This is a genomic window from Sulfuricurvum sp. (assembly GCF_049305995.1).
In the GTDB taxonomy this organism is placed as follows: domain Bacteria; phylum Campylobacterota; class Campylobacteria; order Campylobacterales; family Sulfurimonadaceae; genus Sulfuricurvum.
In genome coordinates, this window is record NZ_JBAQPS010000012.1 from 1 (window position 1) to 3,545 (window position 3,545).

Annotated in this window: 3 protein-coding genes; all 3 read left to right on the forward strand. The window is 45.9% G+C overall.

Going from position 1 to position 3,545, the window contains the following annotated elements; translation table 11 throughout:
• A partial coding sequence (gene ispG, locus WA010_RS00425) for a flavodoxin-dependent (E)-4-hydroxy-3-methylbut-2-enyl-diphosphate synthase (RefSeq protein ID WP_422555206.1) occupies positions 1-930 on the forward strand: 930 nt, incomplete at its 5' end.
• A 2-nt stretch (positions 931-932) separates the two neighbouring features.
• Entirely contained in the window at positions 933-2,393 is a 1,461-nt protein-coding gene (locus WA010_RS00430; RefSeq protein WP_422555207.1) for a replicative DNA helicase, read from the forward strand.
• The coding region (locus WA010_RS00435; RefSeq protein WP_422555208.1) for a ComEC/Rec2 family competence protein at positions 2,393-3,545 on the forward strand (1,153 nt) is incomplete at its 3' end. The genes WA010_RS00430 and WA010_RS00435, both read left to right, overlap by 1 nt.

Below are 3,545 nucleotides of genomic sequence, written 5' to 3' on the forward strand. Positions count from 1 at the left end.
CGTCTCCATTTTGCCGGATGCGATATCGTCCGTGTCGCCGTTCCCGATGAGGAAGATGCACGTGCCCTTAAAGCGATTAAAGAGCAGATTTCTCTCCCTCTCGTTGCCGATATTCATTTTAACTACAAGCTCGCCCTCATCGCGGCGGAGAGTGTGGACTGTATCCGCTTTAACCCCGGAAATATCGGTGAAAAATCGCGTATCCGCGAGATCGTTAAGGCGTGTCAGGAGCGTCGTATTCCTGTCCGTATCGGGGTCAATGCGGGGAGTTTGGAAAAAGAGTTCGAACAGCGTTACGGCGCAACAGCTGAGGGGATGGTAGCATCCGCTGAGTACAACATCAAATATCTCGAAGATCTCGGATTTACCGATATCAAAATCTCTCTCAAAGCAAGCGACGTTCAGCGTACCGTCGAAGCGTACCGTATGCTTCGTCCGAAAAACAACTATCCGTTTCATTTGGGAGTCACCGAAGCGGGGACGGTTTTTCATGCAACGATCAAAAGTGCAATCGGTTTGGGGACATTGTTACTGGAGGGTATTGGTGATACGATGCGGGTTTCTATCACGGGGGAACTCGAAGAGGAGATTAAAGTCGGTCGTGCGATCCTCAAAGACAGCGGTGTCGCTAAAGAAGGACCCAATATCATCTCCTGCCCGACGTGCGGACGAATCGAAGCTGATTTAGTGAGCGCAGTGAGTGTGATCGAAGAGCGTGTCAAGCATATCAAAAAGCCGCTCGATCTTTCGGTAATGGGATGTGTTGTTAACGCTATCGGGGAAGCAAAACATGCTGATGTCGCCATCGCGTATGGCAAAGGTTCGGGGTTAGTGATGGTGCGTGGTGAAGTGGTCGCTCGGCTTGATGAAGATAAGCTCGTGGATCGTTTCGTCGAAGAGGTTGAAAAAATGGAAGCAGAAGAGGATTAATTATGGAAGAGTCTTTATATAACTTGGCTTTTGAACGCTCTGTCCTCAGCTCCATCGTTTTTGATCCCGCTCAGTTTGATGAGTTTGATGCCGTTTTAACCCCTGAAGATTTTTATCTGAGTGCCCATCAGGAGATTTACCGCGCCATGATGGCTTTAGCCCATCGAGATCTCCCTATCGATGAGGAGTTTCTTCGTAAAGAGCTGACGGCGAAACAAAAATTCGATGAGCGAGTAATGGTGGATATCCTCACCGCCAATCCGATCGCCAATACTAAAGCCTACGTCCAAGAGATCAAAGATAAAGCAATCAAACGTCATCTCCTTACACTGACGACGGAGATCAAGAGGGTTACTCTCGAAGAAGAACTCAGTGGAACTGACGTCGTTGATTTGGTCGAACAAAAGCTTTATGAGATAACGCAGAGTTCGCAGGCGACCGATTTTAAAGATGCCCCTTCCATCGCGGATGAGACGCTGGCATATATCGAAGAGATGAAAGCGCGCGGTGATTCGGTACTTGTGGGTGTCGATACTGGGTATGCGGAACTGAATAAAATGACGACGGGATTCGGTAAAGGGGATTTGGTTATTATCGCCGCCCGTCCTGCAATGGGAAAAACCTCGTTCGCCCTCAATATGGTTCAAAATCTCCTCGATAAAGGGAGCGGTGTAGCCTTCTTTTCACTGGAGATGCCCGCAGAGCAGTTGATGCTGAGATTACTGAGCGTTCAAACCTCTATACAGCTTCAACGTCTCCGTGTGGGGGATATGAACCCCCAGGAGTACAAACAGCTCAATGATGCGGTGGATAAGATGCGGCATTCTAAACTATTCGTAGACGATCACGGCTCAATCAATATCCATCAACTCCGCTCCAAATTGCGTAAACTCAAAAGCCGTCATCCTGAGATCGAAGTAGCAGTGATCGACTACCTTCAAATCATGAACGGTACGGGGGGGAAAGATCGTCACTTAGAGGTGAGTGAGATTTCGCGTGGCCTTAAAATGTTGGCGCGTGAACTGGGTATTCCGATCGTCGCCCTCTCTCAGCTCAACCGTGGACTTGAGTCACGTTCGGATAAACGTCCGATGCTCAGCGACATCCGTGAATCGGGATCGATTGAACAAGATGCTGATATCATCCTATTTGTCTACCGAAATGACGTTTACCTCTACAAAGAGGAAAAAGAGCGGGAGAAAGAGGCATTGGCAAAAGACCCAAATATGCCATTTGTCTCCAAATACGTCGAAAAAGAGGAAGAGGAAGCCGAGATTATCATCGGAAAACAGCGTAACGGTCCGACAGGGCACATAAAACTGATGTTCCAAAAAAAGTTTACCCGTTTTGTTGATAAACCGACCTTCGGTATGGCACAGATCGTCTATGAGAGTATCGATATGAAAAGTGCGACGATGAATTTGGATGAAGGTGTTCAAAACGTTTCGATGCCGATAATATAATGTCAAAATTAGAACGTGTCGATCTTTTTGATCTCAAAAGCGGCTCCCTCTTTTTTCTTTTTCTCCTTTTTATTGCTTCCTTCTCGCTTTCATACGAATACTATCAATTTACTGAACTCAAAACCTTTGACGATCCTCTCATGCGTGCTGAGGTGATCGATCAAGAGGTTCGGCTGATTGCGGAACAGCCTAAAACGTCGATGAAACTTCGGCTCGAAAACGGCTCACTTGTACGGTGCGCGATGTCCCCATATTTGCGTGATTTACGTGGGCGAGAAGTATTAGTAGAACTTCAAGTGGCTAAAGTGAGCTTTTTGGATTATATGCGAGGATTTTATACACGGGGAGTGATTACCGAGGTTTATCCGGAGCTAAGTCTCAAAGAACAATGGTATCGCCGTATTGCTTCAGTACATGAGGATCAATGGATGCGAGAGCTGTACGGTGCATTGTTCGTTGCCACACCGATGTCGCAGGAGTTTCAAGCCCTTGTAGGGGCGATGGGGCTCAGTCATATCCTCTCGATCAGCGGTTATCACTATGGGATTATCAGTTTGATCGCTTATTTTTTACTACGATCGCCGTATCGGTGGTTCCAAAATCGTTATTTTCCCTACCGTCACGGCAATCGCGATCTTTTCTTTCTCGTTTTTGGAATTTTATTTTTCTATTTATGGGCATTAGAGTTTATTCCTCCGATGGTAAGAGCATTTGGGATGCTCGCGGTGGGATATTGGCTTTATGATCGGGGGATTAAGATTGTTTCGCTTCAAACGCTTTTAATCAGTGTTGGTGTATTGCTTGCATTTTTTCCGAAGCTTTTTTTCTCATTGGGTTTTTGGTTTTCTTCTTTTGGTGTTCTCTCTATTTTTATTTTTATCCGTTATTATGAACATTGGAAGCCGTGGCAAATCTTTTTAGCCCTTCATATTTGGTGCTATTTGGTATTACTGCCGATTTCACTCTCTATTTTTGGAACGTTTGGTTGGTGGCATATAGGTTCAATTCCTCTTGCATTGCTCTTTAATCTCTATTATCCGATTGTGTTAGGGTTACATTTAACGCCATGGGGTGATCTGTTTGACCCTTATTTGTTGCAAATGTTTGAATCAGGGGATATTCATACCGTCACAACACCGTTATGGGTAGGAG

What these genes read in the sequence shown, in the direction of transcription:
- WA010_RS00430 (WP_422555207.1), top strand. Translation starts at nt 933, where the DNA reads ATGGAAGAGTCTTTATATAACTTGGCTTTTGAACGCTCTGTCCTCAGC.